Annotated in this window: 12 protein-coding genes; 7 read left to right on the top strand and 5 right to left on the bottom strand. The window is 66.6% G+C overall.

Annotation, left to right across the window (positions count from 1 at the left end; genetic code table 11):
* The first annotated feature begins 65 nt into the window (after nt 1–65).
* Nucleotides 66–650 carry a TetR/AcrR family transcriptional regulator gene (locus ABZW16_RS05700; RefSeq protein WP_354952568.1) on the top strand — a complete coding sequence of 195 codons (585 nt, stop codon included), beginning with the start codon at nt 66–68 and terminating at the stop codon, nt 648–650.
* Between the two features lie 353 nt (nt 651–1,003).
* Here ABZW16_RS05700 and ABZW16_RS05705 read toward each other — a convergent pair whose 3' ends face one another.
* Nucleotides 1,004–2,449, bottom strand: coding sequence for a cytosine permease (locus tag ABZW16_RS05705; RefSeq protein ID WP_354952570.1), 1,446 nt, complete (start codon nt 2,447–2,449; stop codon nt 1,004–1,006).
* Between the two features lie 105 nt (nt 2,450–2,554).
* On the opposite strand from ABZW16_RS05705, the gene ABZW16_RS05710 reads away from it, so the two are divergent.
* On the top strand, nt 2,555–4,153 hold the full coding sequence (locus tag ABZW16_RS05710) for a PucR family transcriptional regulator ligand-binding domain-containing protein (protein WP_354952572.1): 1,599 nt from the start codon (nt 2,555–2,557) through the stop codon (nt 4,151–4,153).
* 15 nt (nt 4,154–4,168) lie between these two features.
* Here the strand turns inward: ABZW16_RS05710 and ABZW16_RS05715 are convergent, their stop codons facing one another.
* From ABZW16_RS05715 to ABZW16_RS05725, 3 genes are read right to left on the bottom strand one after another with little or no spacing between them, the layout of a single operon-like run.
* Nucleotides 4,169–5,038 (bottom strand): polysaccharide deacetylase, encoded by an 870-nt coding sequence (locus tag ABZW16_RS05715; protein ID WP_354952573.1) that lies wholly within the window; start codon nt 5,036–5,038, stop codon nt 4,169–4,171.
* On the bottom strand, nt 5,035–6,162 hold the full coding sequence (locus ABZW16_RS05720) for an NADH:flavin oxidoreductase (protein WP_354952575.1): 1,128 nt from the start codon (nt 6,160–6,162) through the stop codon (nt 5,035–5,037). The genes ABZW16_RS05715 and ABZW16_RS05720 overlap by 4 nt, the downstream gene beginning before the upstream one ends.
* Nucleotides 6,149–6,790: an urea carboxylase-associated family protein gene (locus tag ABZW16_RS05725; RefSeq protein WP_354952577.1), complete on the bottom strand. Its 642-nt coding sequence runs from the start codon at nt 6,788–6,790 to the stop codon at nt 6,149–6,151. The genes ABZW16_RS05720 and ABZW16_RS05725 overlap by 14 nt, the downstream gene beginning before the upstream one ends.
* Before the next feature lie 155 nt (nt 6,791–6,945).
* On the opposite strand from ABZW16_RS05725, the gene ABZW16_RS05730 reads away from it, so the two are divergent.
* Entirely contained in the window at nt 6,946–8,262 is a 1,317-nt protein-coding gene (locus ABZW16_RS05730; RefSeq protein ID WP_354952579.1) for an amidase family protein, read from the top strand.
* A 291-nt stretch (nt 8,263–8,553) separates the two neighbouring features.
* Here ABZW16_RS05730 and ABZW16_RS05735 read toward each other — a convergent pair whose 3' ends face one another.
* Entirely contained in the window at nt 8,554–9,150 is a 597-nt protein-coding gene (locus ABZW16_RS05735; protein WP_354952581.1) for an XRE family transcriptional regulator, read from the bottom strand.
* A 97-nt stretch (nt 9,151–9,247) separates the two neighbouring features.
* Between ABZW16_RS05735 and ABZW16_RS05740 the strand changes: the two genes are divergently transcribed.
* The 4 genes from ABZW16_RS05740 (at nt 9,248) to ABZW16_RS05755 (ending at nt 13,289) form a co-directional block, all read left to right on the top strand.
* The gene (locus ABZW16_RS05740) at nt 9,248–10,906 is read left to right on the top strand and encodes an MFS transporter (protein WP_354952583.1); all 1,659 of its coding nucleotides are present in this window, start codon (nt 9,248–9,250) and stop codon (nt 10,904–10,906) included.
* Nucleotides 10,903–11,751: a DUF1684 domain-containing protein gene (locus tag ABZW16_RS05745; RefSeq protein ID WP_354952585.1), complete on the top strand. Its 849-nt coding sequence runs from the start codon at nt 10,903–10,905 to the stop codon at nt 11,749–11,751. Before ABZW16_RS05740 ends, ABZW16_RS05745 begins: the two co-directional genes overlap by 4 nt.
* Before the next feature lie 41 nt (nt 11,752–11,792).
* Nucleotides 11,793–12,173 carry a nuclear transport factor 2 family protein gene (locus ABZW16_RS05750; protein WP_354952587.1) on the top strand — a complete coding sequence of 127 codons (381 nt, stop codon included), beginning with the start codon at nt 11,793–11,795 and terminating at the stop codon, nt 12,171–12,173.
* Nucleotides 12,174–12,251: 78 nt separating this feature from the next.
* On the top strand, nt 12,252–13,289 hold the full coding sequence (locus ABZW16_RS05755; RefSeq protein WP_354952588.1) for an NAD(P)/FAD-dependent oxidoreductase: 1,038 nt from the start codon (nt 12,252–12,254) through the stop codon (nt 13,287–13,289).
* Nucleotides 13,290–13,468: the final 179 nt, after the last annotated feature.

Here is a 13,468-nt window from a genome sequence, read left to right on the forward strand (position 1 = left end):
ATTACCGGGAACAGTACTGTCAGATGATCAGTACTACAAGAGGAACTTCAGTACTATTCGGCGTCATGGATCAGTCAACGCGCGCCGGCTTCGCGACCCGCAGACGCACCGAACTGTTCGACGCCCTGGTCGAGTTGTTCCTGACCGAAGGGTTCGCGCACCTCACCCTGGACGAGATCGCCGCCCGCCTGCGCTGCTCCAAGTCGACGCTCTACACCCTCGCAGGCAGTAAGGAACAGCTGGTCCGGGCCGCGACTGTCCACTTCTTCCGGCGCGCCACCGAGGATGTGGAGGCGGCAATCGCGCCGATCCCCACCGCGCGCGAGCGCGTCGCCGCCTACCTGGCGGCTGTCGGCACCGCGCTCGCCCCCGCGTCGACCCAGTTCATGTTCGACCTGCACGCGTTCATACCGGCGCGCGAGATCTACGAGAAGAACACCCGAATCGCCGCCCGTCGTGTGCAGGAACTGATCGACGAGGGCGTGCAGGCCGGCGACTTCCGGGATGTCCACGCAGCCTTCGCCGCCGACCTTGCCGCCACCATGATGGTTCGTATCCAGCGCGGCACGGTCCGCACGCACACCGGCCTCGACGATGCCGAGGCCTATCGAGAACTGGCCGCCATTCTCACCGCCGGTATCAGCGCATAACCGCGCACGCCCGATCGGCAGCAGTAGCAATCAACTCCAACGCGAGCCGACGGTGGCGCCGCGAAAAGTGTCGACAATGACCTCGGGATCGCTGCTGCGTTCACGGCCTCCGGCATGAGCAGTGGCGAGCACGGTGGCGAGATGACCAGGGACCGCGACGCCGCGGCCCCTGGCTCGCCAGATACAGAGCACGTACTACGGATTGCGGGTGCTGGCCCCGATCCAGCAGGACCGGCAGATCCTGCTGAGCGTGGCGGAGAGCATGCTGGCCGCTCCGTAATTCCCGGTCGGGAATCTGTCCCCGTGCGGTGCGTACTGCACCGGGTTGTGGCCGCCAGGGTCCGGCTGGCGATTCACGCGCCGGTGCGGCGAGTGGAGGCCAGGACGGTCAGGGCGCCGTAGACGCCACCGGCTACCAGGCTGCTGGACAACCAGGAGAAGTCGGTGTTGCCCAAGGCTTCGGCTATCGGCCCCTGCATGGCGGGGACCATGCCGTACTGCCAGGACCAGCCGGCGAGCAGTCCGACGGCGAGGCTCACCAGGCCGCACGCATTGAACTTCCGGTAGATCGATGTCGTGCCGTCGCGGTAGAGATCCGGGATCGAGAGGATGCGGCGACGAACCAGGAAGTAGTCGACGAGCAGGATGGACATCCACGGGCTGATCCACATCAGGATCGACACCATCCAGTTGTCGAAGGCATGCGCGAAACTCGACGAGTTGATGAATACCGCCAGTACCGCCGATGCCACCACGCCGGCGAACAGAGTGATCTTCCATCGGGCGATGCGGATGCCGATGGTCAGCGCGGCCAGCGAGCACGAGTACAGATTGAGGATGTTGGTGGCGATCGGGCCGTGCATGATCAGCAGCAGTACCGGGACGGCGAGCGTGCCGAAGGTGCTGACCACGAGAGTGGACGGGTCGGCGCTGCCGCCGGCGCTCGCCAGGCAGGCGCCGAGCGCGGCGAGCCAGACGGTGGGCAGATACATACCGGCCGACGATGCGAAGAACACGGTCCTGGCGCGCAGCTTCGGCCGGGCGAATCGGCTGTAGTCCGCCGCGTAAGGGATCCAGGTGAGGCCCCAGCCGACACCGATGGCTGTGACGAGTTGCGTTATCGCAGTGAGTTTCCCGCCCGGTGTCGCGGCTGGGGCGGCGGTCCAGTCGAGGTGCGTGCGGGCGAGCGCCACCACGGTCATCGCCACCATCACCGCGATGGTGAGCGGGACCGTGTACTTCTCGAACGTTCGGATCGCGTAGAACCCATAGAGCGCGAGCGCGAGCTGAACCACCATGATGACCGCCGCGACGACGACCTTCAGCTCCATGCCGCCCCGAATGCCGATCTGCTCCAGCACGGCGAGCACGAGATCGAGCACGACCCAGGTGTTGACCCCCACCCACGCCATGGTCAGCAGGCCTTGGACGAGGGCCGGCAGCACTGCTCCGGTGATGCCGAACGCCGAACGTCCGAGCACCATCTGATTGACGGCTGTACGGTGGCCGATGACATTGAACAGGCCGAATACCGCACAGCCGAAAAGATTTCCGACCGAGACCACGATCAGCGTTTCGATCAGGCTCAGCCCGAGGGCGATTCCGAGTGCGCCGAGCACCCAGTTGATGGGCGCGATATTCGCGCCACACCAGATCCAGAACAGCTCCCAGGAAGAGCAGTCCCGCTCCCGGTCGGGAATGGGTAGTACACCGTGAGCGTCGAACCGGACGCCGGTGTCGCCGATAGCCGGGTCGGTGGTCGCCGTGCTTGTGATGCCGGACGGTTGCGGGGATGACATGACTTCCTCTTTCGGTAGTGATTCATCTCATAACAGCACCGCTCGACGCGAGATAGGAATGTGTATTCATCTATCGATAGCCGTTTTCTGTGTACATTTCTATAGATGTTGACCATTGGGCGACTTGTCGCCGATCCGGCGCTAGGGCTGCGGGTGATGACGCCGCAACTCACTGAACGACTGGCGGCGGAAATTCGCTGGCTGCACACCACGGAACTGCCCGACCCGGCGCGATACGTCCGGCCCGGCGAGCTGGTGCTGACCAATGGCCTGTGGTTGCCGCACGTTTCGTTGGAGCGGTTCGTCGACGCGGTCGCGCGGGCGGGTGCCATCGGATTGGTGTTCGGGTTGACGGCGCAGACCCCAGCCCTTCCCGAAGAGCTTGCCGCGCTGTGCATTTCGCGTGGTCTGCCACTGGTAGAACTGTGCATCGGGGTGCCGTTCGCCGCGCTCACTCGGGCCGCTGCCCGAATCCAGAACGAGGTGCTGCAGGCGGAACTGACCGCGACCGTGCGCCGTGGGGACGCGTTGGCCACTGCGCTGTCGCGCGGCAGCGGCGCGGCGGGCGTGCTCGAAATCCTGCGTGGTGAAACGGAACTGCCGCTGCTGGTCGTTGATCGCAAGGGGCGCTGCCTGGCCAGTATCGGCTGCGAACCGACCGGGGAGCAGGTCCGCCTCGCCGCCGCGGCGCTCAACCGCACACCACCGCCGATAGAGGTCGATCTGCTGGAGTCAGGTCCGTCCGCGCTCTACCTCATCGAGGGCGTGATGGGGGAGATCGACGCCGGGCTGTACTGCCTGGAACCGGCCACCGAACTGGCCGCGGCCGATCGGGAAGCTCTCGCCCAGGCGACTCGATTCCTGAGCCTGGAGGTCACCAAACAGCAGGCAGTGCATGCCATCGAGGCGCGCTTCGCGGCCGAGCTGCTCGAGATGATCCTCTCCGGGCCGCGGCGCAGCGGTGAGGTGAGCCAGCGGCTGCGCGCGTACGGGGTGCCGTCGGACCAACCGCTGGGGGTGTTCGCGCTGGCGCCGGTATCCCCGCCCGGCAACCCCGACCTGCCGCCCGACGACATCGCCGACGCCGTCGGCGCGTTCTTCGCCACGCACGGCATACCGGTGTTCACCGCGGCGGGAAGCCGGGACGTGGTGGCCGTCTGTCCGTGGGAGCACACGTCGGCGGAGCTGACGCGTTTCGCCCGCGAACTCTCGGCGGAGGTCGGTAGACGAGTGCCTGCTGCACGGATCGTCATCGGGCTCGGCGAGATCGCTACCGCCGCAAGCGCATTGCGGGAACCGCTGGTGCGTGCCAGAGAAGTCTGCCAAGTGCTGCGCGGGCAGGACGGCCGGGACACGGCCTCCTTCGCCGATATCGCTACCTTCCGAATGCTGCTCGGCCTGCTCGACGAACAAGTGCTGCACCGGTTCACCGATCAGGTGCTCGGCATCATCCGCGAGCACGACACACGTGCACACACTGAACTCGAACACACCCTGCGAACCTTCCTCCTCCATGACGGCCAATGGGGTGTGACGGCCGCAGCACTACATGTGCACGTCAACACCCTGCGTAACCGCATGGCTCGGATCACCGAGTTGACCGGCCGCAATGTTAATCGGCTCGAGGACACCGTCGACCTATTCCTGGCCTTGGCGGCCGAGACCGTCGGACCGGGCACCGCATCGCACACGGCTCCGCGGTGACCGGCAGACGCGAAATCAGTTCGGATACACCGCCGGATCCACCTTGTAGCTCGGCAGTGGGCGATGCGGAGTACCCACGTCTTCGCGCGCCCGGGCCGCCACGTCGCGACAGCGCGCGAAGGTCACATCCCCGCACTCCTGGGCATACGAGATGAGGTTGCGCAGAGCCATCATCCGGCCCGGCCGTCCGGTGAGGAACGGGTGCATACACACGTTGAACAAACAGCCGTAATGTCGCATCCCGTCGAGTTCGGCGCGCCACATCCGCTCGACCTTGACCGGTGATTCGATGACCGAGCCGATACGCGGCTCGGGAAGATAGGCATACTGCTCCCAATCATCGAGCGACCAGTGCACCGGCAGCTCCACCACCGGCGCGTGCGTGCCGTCGACCAGGTACGGCCGGTCGTCACCCATCAGCGATGAGTCGTAGGTCAGCCCGTATTCGGCGACCAGACCGATGGTTTCGCGGCTGGCGCTCCACATCGCCGCCCGATGTCCGGCGATGTCGATGCCCTGTGCGGCGAAAACATCCAGTGCGCGGACGAAATCCGCACGTTCGGCACCAGGTGGCAACGAGGTGGGCGCACGGTGACTGTAGGAGTGGTGCGCGACCTCGTGCCCGCGGTCGACGATCGAACGGGCCAGGCCCGGACGCTGCTCGGCCACCCAGCCCGGCACGAAGAACGTTGCGGGGATGGCCATTTCATCGAGCAGATCGAGGATTCGCGGCACGCCGACGTCCGGGCCGTAGGACTGGTGTGACATAACCATGGGATGGTCGGCGTAGTGGCGCCCTTCCGCGAGGATGGGCGTCTCCGCGTCGACATCGAAGGTGAGTGTCGCCACGGCGGCGGCACCGCGGGTCCAGTTGCGATCGCTCATTTGCCGGTTCGTGCGCGCCATGCCGCGGCACTGTCCAGAGTGGCCATGGGATGCAGCATCTCATGGTCGAACGGAGCCAACGGCGCCCCCGTCTCGACCCGGCGCGGCAGGTCCGGATTCGCCAGCGCACCCTGGCCAAGGGACAGCACGTCGGCGTGCCCGCCGGTCAGGACATCGGCGGCCTGGGGGAGCGCATGCATGCCCCCATTGGCGATGACCGGGCGGCCGGACACCGCACGGGCCAGCTGCGTGATGGTCGAGCCGCTCGGGAAACGCGAGGTCTCGATGAAATTCCGACCCTCACTGGCGATGTGCAGGTAGGTCGCGTCGGACAGGGCCGCGAAGACGACCCGCGCGTCGGCGTCGGCGCCGGGCCAGCGGTAGGTGAAGTCGTTGACCTTGGTCTGCGACAGTCGCACACCGACGGGGAAATCACCGAGCGCATCACGAACGGCCCGCAGCACGCGCACGGTCAGGCGGATCCGATTCTGCACTGGGCCGCCGTAATCGTCGGTGCGCTGATTGGTGTAGTCGGTGAGGAACTGGTCGAGCAGATAGCCGTTGGCCGCATGAATCTCGACGCCGTCGAAACCCGCGGTCCGGGCGTTCTCGGCAGCGGCGGCGTATCCGGTGACGACATCGTCGATATCGCGCGCGGTCATTTCCCGGGGCGCGTTCCACGCTCCGCCGACGCCGCCGTAGTCGGCCATCATCTGCCCACGCGGCGCGACGGCCGACGGTCCGATGGTCTCGAAGCCATAGGCGTTGCCCTGCGAGATGGCTCCGGCGTGCATCAACTGCGCGACGATCGGGCCCCCGGCACCGTGCACGGCGTCGACCACCGCACGCCATCCGGCGATGTGCCCGTCGGTCACCAAGCCGGGCTGATTGAAATAGCCCTGACTGTGGGCGGCATCCGGGTAGATGCCCTCGGTGATGATCAAGCCGAATCCACCCGCCGCGTACTCGCGGTAGTACTCGGCCATCTGGGCGGTCGGCGTGCCGTCGGGTTCGGCGGAGATGCGTGTCATGGGTGCGACGGCGAACCGGTTGCGCAACTTCAGCGAGCCGAGGCCGAACGGCTCGAGCGCAGGATGGGCCAGTTCGAGTTCAGTGGTGGTCATCGTTGTTCTCCTCGGTGGTCGGGGACAGGATGGTCAGGGCCAGCGGGGTGGGTCCGGCGCCGTTGATGACGTTGTGGTCTTGCGGGCAGGACGAGACGACGACGATGCAGGCCATGTTTGCGCGGAAGGTGATCGAATCCCCGGGCGCGGTGGCGGCCTCGAGCCAGGACAGCTTCCCATCCGCGGCGACGGGGATGCGCATGAAGACGTTGATCGGCTGCGGAATGAACGGCAGGGCCGGGTGTCCGAGGTCGGCCATCGCTTGCCGCAGATTGTCTGCGCAGCTGGCGTGGTTCGGATCGCCGTATGCCGCATAGCGTTCCGGATCGCAGGCGGCGATCAACATGTCGTGCCGACCCGGGGAGGTATCGGCCAGATAGGTGAGGATAGGGCGCCGCCGGTTGGTCACGAAGGATTCGCCCAACTCGGGGAACAGGCGGCTTAGGTCGGTGCGGGTGTGCGAGGCGCTGTGATGCTCGGTGACGTCATCGACGTTGTAGGCGAACACATCGCCCACTTGGCCGCCGGCGACGTCGGTGATCTGTAATCGCTCGCCTTTGCGCAAGGTCACCGATCGGGCCTGCCTGGCCGGTATGGTCACCGGCTCCGGGTAGCTCAACGCTGTCATGCCGCTCAGTCAACAGAACTGCAGCGGCCAATGAGAATGGATATATACACACTCTTGGGGGCATTAGGTAGATGTTCGCACATATCCGCACGGATGCCCGCGCGATAGCGTGTGCTCTATTCGTTCCGGACCCGAGCATCTGGGAGTACCTACCCATGACCACCGCCACCGCAATGGCGCAGGCCCTCGCGAACGGCGAGACTACGTCGGCGCAGCTGGTTGCCGCCGCGGCCGACCGTGCCCGGCAACCTGATTCGGCCGCAGTGATGATTACCGTCACCGGCGACCGTGCCCGCTACCAGGCCGAGGCGTGCGACCGCCGCGCCCTGCGCGGCACCCGTCGCAGCAGACTCGACGGGGTCCCCATCGTGTGGAAGGACGTGTTCGACGTCCAAGGCACCGTCACGACCTGCGGCTCGGCCAGCCACCTCCACGATGAACCCGCCGCCGTGGACAGCCACCTCGTGCGTCGCGTGCACGACAGCGGACTTGTCACCATCGGCAAAACCAATCTGAGCGAGTTCGCCTTCTCGGGACTCGGGATCAACCTCTGCTTCGGTACGCCCGTCAACCCCGTCGACCCGGGGTTGATCCCAGGCGGATCGTCCTCCGGATCCGCGGTCGCGGTCGCTCGCGGGATCGTTCCGCTGGCTGTCGGAACCGACACCTCCGGATCTGTGCGCGTGCCCGCGGCGCTGTGCGGCATCGTCGGATACCGCGCCAGCCCAGGTAGATATGGCCCCCATGACTTCGCGCCGCTGTCCGCGACACTCGACAGCGTCGGCGTGTTCGCGACCACCGTCGAAGACCTCGCCGCACTCGATCGTGTGCTCGCCCCCACCGGGCCCGGCCGTATCCGCCGGCTACCGCCGCGGTTCGTCGTCCCCGCGGGCGAATGGTCCGAAGACGTCGCGGCGGAGATATCCGATGAGTTCGACCGCGCGGTCACCGAACTCCGTGCGGCAGGCGCTGACGTTCAGATCCGTCATCTGCCTGCGCTGTCGAATGCCCAGAACCTGATGGACGACAACGGAACGATCGTCGGCGCCGAGGCCTTCCGACTGCATCGCCACCGGCTCGACTCGACGATGCCGATCGAACCCGCGACCCGGCGCAGACTCGAAAACAATACGCATACAAGCGATTCCATCGGCCCCGTCTATGCCGCGATGTCTGCCTTGCGTGCCGAGTTCGCCGCCGATCTCGGTGACGCCACGCTCCTGTGCCCCACCGTGCGCCGCATCCCACGGAGCGCAGCCGACCTTCAGTCCGACCCGAATTGGTACGACAATGCCAACACCGCCGTCCTGCGCACCACCATGGTGCTCAGCTACCTCGGCAGCTGCGGCATCACCCTGCCCACACCTGCCGTCCGGCCCGGGCCCCGCACCGGCATCCTCCTTTCCCGACCGTCCGACGACGACATAACCCTTTTGAACTGTGCGGCCTGGGTGCAGCGCGTCATGGCCTAGGCGGTCGGAGAAGTGCGGGAGCGCCGCGGCACCCGTGACGATGGCTGAGCGTTCGACGGGCACTACAGACTCCAGGCCCGGACGATGTAGGTCTCGGTTTCCGGTTGGCCGATCGGATTTCGGTCAACCAGGCCGGGCACCGCCATCGAGGCAGGAGTGGACGCGCGCCGAGGCCGCGGCGGCGCACATCGACAGCGCTGCGGGTCACGCGCGGGCGCCGGGTCCTGGTCGTGTGAGCGGTTCCTGCGCAGATGCACTGCCCGCCAAACTGAATTCCTCCACCGCGGCCCGCTACTCGGTCGTGACCGATATGGGTGCTATGCGGACGTGTGCGCGCTCGCCTTGTCTGCCGACGAGGGTGAGGAACTCCACGGGACCTGAACCGGTGGCTCCGAACCAGTGTGGTGTGCGGGTGTCGAACTCCGCCGCCTCGCCTGGCCCGAGGACGAGGTCGTGCTCGGCGAGGACCAGGCGGAGTCTTCCGTTCAGCACGTAGACCCAGTCGTAACCCTCATGGGTGCGCAGGCTGGGTTCCTCGTCGTCGTTCCCTGTGGGCAGGACGAACTTGTAGGCCTGGATGCCCCCCGGCCTGCGGGTCAGGGGCAGGATCGTCGAGCCGTCCTGGCAGGCAACCGGACGCAGGTTGATGCGCGGATCGCCCGTTTGTGGTGCGTCGACGAGCTCGTCGAGAGTGACCCCGTAGGCGCGCGCGAGGGGCAGGAGTTGCTCGAGTGTCGGGCGACGCAGGCCCGCCTCGAGCCTGGACAGGGTGCTGGCCGAAATGCCGGTTTGGTCGGCCAACGCGGTCAGTGTGGCCTCACGCCGCATCCGGAGTTGCTTCAGCCTCGGCCCGACGGCATCGAGTACTCGGTCGATCGTTTCGTCCATTCCCACATTTTGCCATTCGGCAAGATCCTTTGCCGATATGCCTGGCGGCGGCGCATCGTGGTTCCCGACATGAGGTGAACGGATCCGGAGGACGTAGATGGCCGAACAGATAGTGCATACAAACCGCGCTCCACGACAGGGCGCCGCACCGGTGATACTCGACGACCCACGTCGGCGACGTTCGGTCCTGGTCGGTGTGTGCCTGGCCCTGATGGCGGTAGTCGCGTCGGTGAGCGGGCTGAACGTCGCTCAACCGCAAATCGCGCTCGAGTTCGGCGCGTCACTGAGCACCGTTATCTGGATTATCAACGTCTACACCGTCAGCCTGGCGGCTCTGCTGCTGCCGCTCGGTGCGATCGGTGATCGGTGGGGCCGGAAACCGGTGCTGCTTACCGGTTTAGCCCTGTTCGGGATAGCGAACCTCGCGGCGGGTCTCGCGCCGACAGCCGAGATTTTGCTGGCGACACGGCTCGCGAGCGGTGTCGGAGCCGCGATGATCATGCCGGTGACCCTGGCTGTCATCACGTCGACGTTTCCGGACGAGGAACGTTCCCGGGCGATCGGCGTGTGGACCGGCGTCGCTGGTGGTGGCGGCATCCTGGGAATGTTCCTGTCGGCCGCTCTGGTCGACGTGGCGAGTTGGCGGTGGCTGTTCGTCCTGCCGATCCTGCTCGTCGTGGCGGCCACCGTCGTGACACTGCGGTCGGTGCCCGACTCCCGCGAGGACGCACAGCACGATTTCGACACCGTGGGTTCATTGTTGTCGATGGTCGCCGTTGTCGGCCTCATCCTCGTCCTCGACGAAGGACCTGTTCGAGGGTGGACCGCCCCGGTGACGCTGGTGAGCATGCTCGTCGCGGTCGTCGGCGTCACCGGTTTCCTCACGTGGGAACTGCGTAGACGAGTTCCGCTTCTCGACGTCCGCCTCTTCCGCGATCGAGGGCTTGCCAGCGGCTCCGCGGCCCTGCTGGTGATCTTCGGCGTGCAGGCGGGAATCTTCGTGGTGGTGTTCCCCTATCTCCAGGCGGTGCTCGGCTGGTCCGGTCTCCGCTCCACCCTCGCGCTGCTGCCGACAATGCTGGTGATGATGGTCGCCTCCGGTCTGGCCCCGAGGGTGGCCGCCCACATCGGAAGCCGCTCGACGATGGTGGTAGGGATCGTCGTGGGCGCCGCGGGCGTGGCCCTGATGGCCGGTCTCGTCTCCGTGGACGGTGGCTACCTCTCGATCCTGCCCGGAATGCTCGCCATGGGACTCGGCATGGGTGTAACGATGACACCCGCTACCGAAGCCATCACCAGCTCCCTGCCGCGGGAACGACAGGGCGTAGCGTCCGCGCTGAACGACGTCACCAGGGAACTGGGCACCGCGCTCGGTGTCGCACTGCTCGGAGCGATCCTGGCCGTCGGCTACCGCAGCGCCATCGAACCCCGGCTCAACGGAATCCCGGCCGATGTCGCCGGCACCGCCCGCCAAGGCATCGCCAATGCCGTAGCGGCCGCGGATACGGCCGGCCCCCAATCGCAAGCAGTCATCCACGCTGCCCAGCAGTCCTTCGTCACCGGCTGGCAACAGGCGATGTGGGTCGGCGCCGGCGTGCTGGCGGTCGTCCTTGTCTACATCCTGGTGCGAGGACCCGAACGCACCCCGCCCCGCAGCGCCGCAACCGCGGGGGCTCCAGGGAGCGCCCCATCCTCCGCCGACGCTGTTCCGGCACCGCCGAAACCTACCGCCGATGGCAGCCAGGAGATCTCATGACCACCGATCAGGCAAAAGCCGAAGAGCAAGTGGTACCAGGGAACAACTCCGACGCCGGGGGCGTCACCTCCGACTACGAAGCCTGGCGCAAGGCCCGGTGGGAAGACATGGCCGGACCGCAGGGGAAGGTGAAAGTCGTCGCCAAGGGCATCATCTCCGGACCCGAACCACACATCATGCCGGACGTTCCGGGACGATGGAGCACCACCGACACGGGCGGTTTGACGGTGACGGCCGCCCTCGCGGACGGCGTGGTGATCGGGGGCGAGATCGTCGACGGGACGGTGGACGTCCGTCCCGGCAGCAATCCGGAATTCCCCTCGGGGCGTAGGGGTTCGGTATCGGGAGCGAACGGGGCCTATGCCCTCATCGTCATCGACGAGGATGCCGTATCCCGGTCGGGACTCAGCGAAATCGTGGCCTACCCGTACGATCCGGCCTGGGTTCTCGAAGGCGAGTACCGAGCCGCTTCCCCTGGGCGCATCATCGAGGTCGAACGACTAACGGTCCCGCGGACCACCGATTCCCTCCCGGCGCCGGTCGATCTCGTCGTCACCATCGGCGGCAAGGAATACGAACTTGCCGTGCTGGAAGACCTGCCCGGTCGCCGGCTGGTGATCTTCACCGACGACACCAACGGACACAGCACACCGGAGATCGGCCGGTGGTTGCTGCTGCCGCTGCTCGAACCCGGCAGCACCGTGCCGGTCGACTTCAACCGGACGACTCTCTCTCAGCACCACTTCTCCCCGTCGGTATTCACCTGCCCGCTCTCGCCCCCGGGCAATCACCTGCCGGTGCGCATCGAGGCGGGGGAACGCGCACTGGCCTACGACAAGCACTGAATCCGCTCATCCCGAAGACCATCAACAACAGAGGTGACACCGTGAATCGAGACAACGAGGACAAGGTGATCCGATACCTTCGCAACCTGGAGAACAGGGACTTCTCGAGTGCGCGGTCGATGTGTTCGGACACCGCCACCGTCTGGCACAACGACGGCAACGGCGAACAGACCATCGCCGAGAACATCGCGAGCATGCAGCGACAGATCCCGTCGATCGAGTCGATGCGCTACGAGGTCATCCGCCAGATCTCCGACCGGGACGCAGTGCTGCAGCAGCACGTGGTGCACGTGGCCACGACCAACGGCATGCGCGGCGAAGTGCACGCAGCGGTGTATTTCCGCTTCGGCGGTGACCTCATCACCAGGATCGAGGAATACGCCAACTTCGTGCCGCTCGACAAGGACAACAGCGGCAACTGACATGCCGGCGCCGTATGCGACGCCCGATAGGCCCCCCCATCAATGGTCCCGTGCCCTCCAGAACGAAAGGCTGCATCCATGCACCTGACTGACCACTTGCCCACCGAAACCGTCGATGCCGCGGTGATCGGCGGCGGGGCCGCCGGCTTGAACGGCGCCCTGATGCTCGCTCGATCCCGCCGCTCGGTGGTCGTGATCGACAGCGGCACACCACGCAACGCCGCTGCTGACGGCGTGCACGGCCTGCTCGGCCTCGACGGACTCCCGCCAGCAGAATTACTGCGCACCGGCCGGGACGAAGTGCGCCGTTACGGTGGACGGATCGTACAAGGCGAGGTGATCTCCGCCCGCCCGGCCGACGCGACCGTCGACGGCGATCTGCGTTTCACGATCACCCTCGCCGACGGTGGCACCCTGCACGCCCGCCGACTTCTGGTCGCCACCGGGCTGCGTGACGTGCTACCCGACATCCGCGGGCTGGCCGAGCACTGGGGTCACAGCGTGGTGCACTGCCCGTACTGCCACGGCTGGGAGGTGCGCGATACGGCCATCGGGGTCCTGGCCGTGAGCCCGTCCTCCGTCCACCACGCACTGCTGTTCCGGCAGCTCACCGATGACCTGGTGTACTTCACCCGCGGCACAGATCTGGACGAAGACACCCGCGCACGCTTCGCCGCCCGCGGCATCCGGGTGGTGGACACCCCGGTGGCCGCGGTCGAGTCCGCCGACAGCGGCGACATCACGGGCGTGCGACTGACGGACGGGCAGGCAGTCCCGCGCCGCGTTCTCGCCGTCGCCACCCTTATGCATGCCCGCACCGACGGCCTGACCGGCCTGGGACTGCCGATGCAGGACCTGCCCAACGGCATGGGCCGTCACTTCGTCACCGGCATGGCGGGAACCACGTCCGTGCCGGGAGTATGGGTCGCCGGCAACGCCACCGACCTCGGTGCCCAGGTCGGAGCATCCGCCGCGGCCGGAGCCCTGGCCGGAGCCCATATGAACGCCGATCTGGCCACCGCCGACACCGACGCGGCCCTCGCCGCAGCACGACCGGCAAAACCACTGCAAAAAAGCGGGCCGCCGAGCAGGACCGGTAATCAACTGTCACAGTAACGTTGATCCGGCCATGAGTGGCATCTTCGGGCGAGCTCGACGTCTCCAACTCCCTCGCCCGTTCCGAGTCGCAGCCCGAACACACTATGAAGGTCGAGCTCATGGCCGCCCCCGCCCCCGCCCCTGCCCTCGGGGCTGGCAGATGTCGCGGGTGACGCTGACGGGGGAGTGTGGCGGCC

It is taken from the genome of Nocardia sp. NPDC004604 (assembly GCF_040609795.1).
Lineage (GTDB): Bacteria > Actinomycetota > Actinomycetes > Mycobacteriales > Mycobacteriaceae > Nocardia.

Bases quoted from the DNA above. Each gene is read 5' to 3' on its own strand.
- ABZW16_RS05710 (WP_354952572.1), top strand. From the start codon at position 2,555: ATGTTGACCATTGGGCGACTTGTCGCCGATCCGGCGCTAGGGCTGCGG.
- ABZW16_RS05705 (WP_354952570.1), bottom strand. From the start codon at position 2,449: ATGTCATCCCCGCAACCGTCCGGCATCACAAGCACGGCGACCACCGAC.
- ABZW16_RS05725 (WP_354952577.1), bottom strand. From the start codon at position 6,790: ATGACAGCGTTGAGCTACCCGGAGCCGGTGACCATACCGGCCAGGCAG.
- ABZW16_RS05715 (WP_354952573.1), bottom strand. From the start codon at position 5,038: ATGAGCGATCGCAACTGGACCCGCGGTGCCGCCGCCGTGGCGACACTC.
- ABZW16_RS05735 (WP_354952581.1), bottom strand. From the start codon at position 9,150: ATGGACGAAACGATCGACCGAGTACTCGATGCCGTCGGGCCGAGGCTG.
- ABZW16_RS05720 (WP_354952575.1), bottom strand. From the start codon at position 6,162: ATGACCACCACTGAACTCGAACTGGCCCATCCTGCGCTCGAGCCGTTC.
- ABZW16_RS05740 (WP_354952583.1), top strand. From the start codon at position 9,248: ATGGCCGAACAGATAGTGCATACAAACCGCGCTCCACGACAGGGCGCC.
- ABZW16_RS05745 (WP_354952585.1), top strand. From the start codon at position 10,903: ATGACCACCGATCAGGCAAAAGCCGAAGAGCAAGTGGTACCAGGGAAC.
- ABZW16_RS05755 (WP_354952588.1), top strand. From the start codon at position 12,252: ATGCACCTGACTGACCACTTGCCCACCGAAACCGTCGATGCCGCGGTG.
- ABZW16_RS05730 (WP_354952579.1), top strand. From the start codon at position 6,946: ATGACCACCGCCACCGCAATGGCGCAGGCCCTCGCGAACGGCGAGACT.
- ABZW16_RS05700 (WP_354952568.1), top strand. From the start codon at position 66: ATGGATCAGTCAACGCGCGCCGGCTTCGCGACCCGCAGACGCACCGAA.